Origin of the sequence: Streptomyces sp. NPDC006365, assembly GCF_042870755.1 — a bacterium.
GTDB classification, from domain to species: domain Bacteria; phylum Actinomycetota; class Actinomycetes; order Streptomycetales; family Streptomycetaceae; genus Streptomyces; species Streptomyces xiangluensis.
Genome location: NZ_JBIAHS010000042.1, coordinates 1 through 4,892 on the forward strand (window position 1 = coordinate 1; position 4,892 = coordinate 4,892).

Genomic DNA, 4,892 nt, shown 5'->3' on the forward strand with positions numbered 1-4,892 from the left:
GTTTTTCCGGCGTTTCACTTGGTTCGGTGTTCGTGTCTGGCCGCTGAAAATCGTCATGAACTATTCGATAGGCGAACCAAACGCTCACTTAGACGTCGTTTCCTTTGGCGTGATCGTTCGTTGATCCGTGCATGACGGATCTGGTTGAGCGGTTGGTGCCGGAGGAGTTATGGACCCTGTTCCGGCGGGTGGTTCCGCCCAGGGAGGCCGTACGTCCACAAGGGGGCGGCCGACGGCGGGCCGGTGACCGAGAATGCCTGGCGGCGATCATCTTCGTAGCCACCTCCGGGTGTACCTGGCGGCAGCTTCCCCCAGTGTTCGGCCCGGCCTGGCCGACGGTCTACCGCCGTTTCGCCCGGTGGAGCCGGGACCGGGTGTGGGCCCGGCTCCACCGCGTCCTCCTGGACGAGCTCGGCGCCCGCGGTGAGCTGGACTGGTCGCGGTGCGCGATCGACTCTGTCAGCCTCAGGGCCGCAAAAGGGGGCCACTGACCGGACCGAATCCGACTGACCGCGGCAAGAACGGATCGAAAATCCACCTCATCACGGACCGGAACGGTCTGCCCCTGTCGCTGGGCATCTCTGGCGCCAACATGCACGACAGTCTCGGCCTGAAGCCACTGGTGCGCGGAATCCCGCCGATCCGCTCCCGCCGCGGCCCGCGTCGCCGGCGACCGGCCAAGCTCCACGCCGACAAGGGCTATGACTACGACCACCTGCGTCGATGGCTGAGCAAAAGAGGTATCTGCCACCGCATCGCCCGCAAGGGCATCGAGTCCTCCCAAAGGCTGGGCCGACACCGTTGGGTGGTCGAACGCACCGTGTCCTGGCTGGCCGGATGCCGTCGCCTGCACCGCCGCTACGAGCGCAAGGCCGAGCACTTCCTCGCCTTCGTCGCCATTGCCGCAGCCCTCATCAGCCACCGGAGACTCACTACCTGAACCAGCCTGTCAGGTGGTCGGGCCGGTGCGCACGAAGAGGCAGAAGGGGTGGCCCGCTGGGTCGAACAGGACGCGCACGTCGGCCTGAGGTTGGAAGTCCGCCACGGTTGCCCCCAGGGCGAGAGCATGTTCGACGGCTGCTGACAGATCGTCCACCTCGATATCCAGATGCATCATCATCTGCTGCTCTGCCCGTGTGGAAGGCCACTGCGGACGCGTGAAGAACGGCTCCGTCTGGAACGACAGTCCGGCACTGCCGTCGGGCGCTGCGATCTCAACCCAGCCCGATTCTTCCTTCCGCACCAGCCACCCGAGCAAGCCCTGATAGAACTGCGCCAACTCATGGGGGTTCGGTGCATCAAGAGTGGTCGCGGCCAACGTGAAACGCGGTTGGGGCTTCATGCAGTGCTGCTGCCCGGTTCCGCTGCCGACAGGCCACCATCTGGCCGCTGCCAGCGCCGCGCGATACCCCTACCTACGCCCCCCGATCCGTCCCATCAACACCAAAGGAAACGACGTCTAAATCTAGTGTGACTTACGTCCCTCAGGCGCTCACTTCAGCCTGAACTGCGAATAATCCCCGTGGACCTCAGATAACGATCATGGTCGTCGCATACATCGAGTTCTAGCCCAAGAAGACCCCGGCGGGTCGGTCTCGTACACCGCGCAGGTCTCGTTCATGGCGCCCTGCTAGCTGCGGGTCGGCGCCGCCGTGCCGGGGTGAATAGTCATCTCCACCCCCACCTCACTTCTTCTGCGATAAGTTGGCTAGCCGCGATGTGGATCGGGGGGTAGGGAAAAAATGGACAGGCCGCCGCCGCCAAGAATGCCTACATTTCAAGGTGGGAAGACTTATGCGGTTCAATATCGCATAGGAATGAAGTCAGGTTCCATGGCTGGCTGCACTATCGCAATTTCCGCCAGCAATGAGCTTCTGAGTCAGGCTCAAATTAGAGAAGTCACGGCGCCGCCGCAGGGGCTACCACCAGGTAGGGGCAACTCCACCTGGTCGCCGCTGGACTCCTTCGCCAAAACCTGTCAGCGAGTGGCTCGCGCAGACTATCGAGGGCTAGTTGACATCCTCAGGAGCAGTGAAGCTGTAGTACCCGTTTTCGGCTCTCCACCGCACTCTTGGACGCCACTTGAGAACGTTGCAGCCCATGGAGCTGGCGTGGTGTCAGCTATCAGTGTCACCAACAACGTGCCCACGCTGCTTCTAGCCTATTCTGGTGGCGTAATTCTTGTTCACTTTGTAAACCCGATCGTTTCTGCGGCGGGTCACGCAGTGGCTGAAGGTATTGGGTCCAAGATCAGGAGCGCTTTTGGATTGCAAGAGGTAGTTCCTCTTGAGGCGGCTGACGATCCAGAGCTCGCACAAGGTGGGGGCAATCCAAGCCGGGAACTAGATCCAGGCAACGACGGGTCGGGCTAGAGCGGGAGTGCGTCGACCAAGTCGGCACCGACTCCAGCGCAGCCAACGAGCCCCTGAGAGCGTCTCCTAGCGCGGTTTCCCCGTCTCGGCGTTAATTCCCAACGACGATCAGGAGCTGGACGACGCGCGGGTGGACCAGCTCATCGTCCGCCACCCGCAGCTGGGTCAGTACGAGTACGTCACCAACGTCCGACGGATACTCAGGCTCGGCCTTGGTACGTGGTGCGAAAGATCAACAAGGCCCAGAAGCGGGGAACGAGATCATAGGGAGGGGAAAGGTACGTGGGGAGGGAAGCGCCGTACGTACTCACGCTGTCCAACTGCCATCCCTGACCCTCGACGCCCTCGATCGCCGCTGCCAGCAGGTGCTCAGGCACCTCATGCGGGGTCACGGGGTGATTCACCGGCACGCTCACGGAGAACACCCTCGACTGGCTCTTGCGCGCTTGAGCCGTGATCTCGCCCAGCCACTCATCCGCGCTCACCATGTCCGCAGTCATTCCTCCCCCTCTCCCTCGCAGTGAGCTGTCCAGGCGGCCCAAAATGCGTGCCTGACGAAGCGGTGCCGCCTTCCCCGCTTTCTATCCGCAGGCACGACCCCTCACACGAGGTATCAGCGAAGGCCACGGCACCCGCGTGGAAATCCACCCGCTCAACCAGTCCCAGGTCGACCGGCCCCGCCAGCGGGCGATCGGAGAGAGCGCCGACCCGTCGCCGCCCAAATTCCGTCACCTGGTTGGTTATGTCGGTGAGTTTCGAGACCACGGGTGTCCTCCCCGGTAACTCCCTTCGGAAACGGCGCGTTCGGTAGGCCGGGAGTGCTTCCGGTCTCCTGGCGCACGCGCACGAGCCCTGGCGCGGAGCGAGGGGCGGTCCGCCACGCTCGTGACCCGAGGGGCGGTTCCATCACGGGGCGCACCGGGCGACAAGAGAGCCGCTACCCATTCGGGTAATCACAGTTAATAACCGATATGGGTGACTCTTCGGTAGATGGCAGATCAGAAGGGGCACTGTCAGGGGTGACCAACTCACCTGACGGGCACGGACGGTGACGCTTCGTGAGGGGGCGTGCGTCAGCCCTCGGCCCGTCACCATCCCCGAAGGGGACCTTCGATGAGAGTCCGCCATTCCGCGGTCACCCATGCCCGCATCCCCCTCCGACGCAGGCTGGTCCGCCACCTCTCAGGCGCCGTGGCCACCACTCTCGTAGCCTTTGCCGCCGCGCCAACCGCCACGGCGGCACCAGCGGTCACCACCGCACCGGCAGTGACACGAGCAGCGGAACCGACCCCGGTGCCACCCGGCATCGACAACTTCCCCCAGGCGTTCCTGAACTCCTTCAGCCGGCCCGACGCCGACCCGCCCGGTGCCAAAGACTGGGACTGCGAGCCCACAGCCCGGCACCCGCGACCAGTCGTCCTCATCCACGGCACGTTCGAGAACGCCTTCAACAACTGGAACGAGCTCTCCCCGAAGCTCCGCAACGAAGGCTACTGCGTCTTCGCGATCAACCAGGGCGCTCCCCGGGGGGAAGTCATCAAGGGCCGCAACCATATCCCCGACTCGGCGGTCGAACTCGCGGGCTTCGTCGACAGGGTGCTCAGGGTCACCGGCGCCGACCAGGTCGACCTGGTCGGACACTCACAGGGCGGCGGCGTACTGCCCCGCTGGTACCTGAAGTTCAACGGCGGAGCCGCCAAGGTCAACCACCTGGTTGGTATCTCCCCGTCCAATCACGGGACCACCATGCTTGGACTGGCTACCCTGGCCAAGACCATCGGTGTGCTCGGCTGGGTGGGAAAGCTCGGCGGTCAAGCGCTACCGGACCAGGTCGTGGGCTCGGACGTCCACACGAGGCTCGACAGGGGCGGTGACACCATCCCTGGCGTCACCTACACCACCATCGTCACCCGCTTCGACGAGGTCGTCACTCCCTACACGAACCAGTACCTCACCGCGGGTCCAGGCGCGAAGGTGACCAACATCCTGCTGCAGGACGTCTGCCGCCAGGACCTGACCGACCACATCGGCAGTTCCTACGACCCCATCGTCCACCAACTCGTCCTCAACGCCCTGGACACCTCAAGAGCGGTGGAGCCCGGCTGCTACCCCGTGCCCCCCGTCATTAGCTGAATCCCGCGACCGCTCCGGCCGAGGCAGCACCGATCCTCACACCGCCTCGGCCGGGGCTCCAGACTGTCCGGCCGGAAGTCGGGGGGCGACAACGCCGCGATCCACCGCCGGGGCGGGCGCCTGTGGCAGTCCGAGGGCACCGGGCCAAGGAGATGTGCTGATGGTGCTGTCCACCGGAACAGGGCCGCGTCTATTGACCTCGGCGAGCACGCAGGGCCTTTGTCCGGGGGTGAGTGTCCTGTGCCATCGAAGCGTTGTCACCGAAGGCTGGCGATCAGTAGGTTCGTGCCACCGATTCCTAATGCCGTTTGTCAAGCCACAGGGCACGCGCGAAGTAACGGGCCGGGGATTGTCAGAGGTGCCCGGTACGGTCAGTCCATCAGACTG

At 64.3% G+C, this 4,892-nt stretch carries 4 protein-coding genes and 1 pseudogene; 3 read left to right on the forward strand and 2 right to left on the reverse strand.

Annotated elements, in window-relative coordinates; translation table 11 throughout:
• Positions 1–131 precede the first annotated feature (131 nt).
• Positions 132–940, forward strand: a protein-coding gene (locus tag ACFYO0_RS46350) for an IS5 family transposase (protein WP_388688481.1) whose coding sequence is annotated in 2 segments (ribosomal slippage) — positions 132–486 and positions 486–940 — 810 coding nt in all. Because the reading frame shifts where the segments join, the coding sequence is not laid out codon by codon here.
• Positions 941–949: 9 nt separating this feature from the next.
• Here the strand turns inward: ACFYO0_RS46350 and ACFYO0_RS46355 are convergent.
• Entirely contained in the window at positions 950–1,342 is a 393-nt protein-coding gene (locus ACFYO0_RS46355; RefSeq protein ID WP_388688483.1) for a VOC family protein, read from the reverse strand.
• Between the two features lie 1,230 nt (positions 1,343–2,572).
• Positions 2,573–2,872 (reverse strand): hypothetical protein, encoded by a 300-nt coding sequence (locus ACFYO0_RS46360; RefSeq protein WP_388688486.1) that lies wholly within the window; start codon positions 2,870–2,872, stop codon positions 2,573–2,575.
• Between the two features lie 100 nt (positions 2,873–2,972).
• Between ACFYO0_RS46360 and ACFYO0_RS46365 the strand changes: the two are divergent.
• Both ACFYO0_RS46365 and ACFYO0_RS46370 read left to right on the forward strand, forming a co-directional pair.
• Positions 2,973–3,065, forward strand: a pseudogene (locus tag ACFYO0_RS46365) (transcriptional regulator); the annotation flags it as partial.
• 573 nt (positions 3,066–3,638) lie between these two features.
• A complete protein-coding gene (locus ACFYO0_RS46370; protein ID WP_388688489.1) occupies positions 3,639–4,505 on the forward strand; it encodes an esterase/lipase family protein in 867 nt (288 codons plus the stop codon).
• The last annotated feature ends 387 nt before the right edge of the window (positions 4,506–4,892 follow it).

Bases quoted from the DNA above. Each gene is read 5' to 3' on its own strand.
- ACFYO0_RS46355 (WP_388688483.1), bottom strand. From the start codon at position 1,342: ATGAAGCCCCAACCGCGTTTCACGTTGGCCGCGACCACTCTTGATGCA.
- ACFYO0_RS46360 (WP_388688486.1), bottom strand. From the start codon at position 2,872: ATGACTGCGGACATGGTGAGCGCGGATGAGTGGCTGGGCGAGATCACG.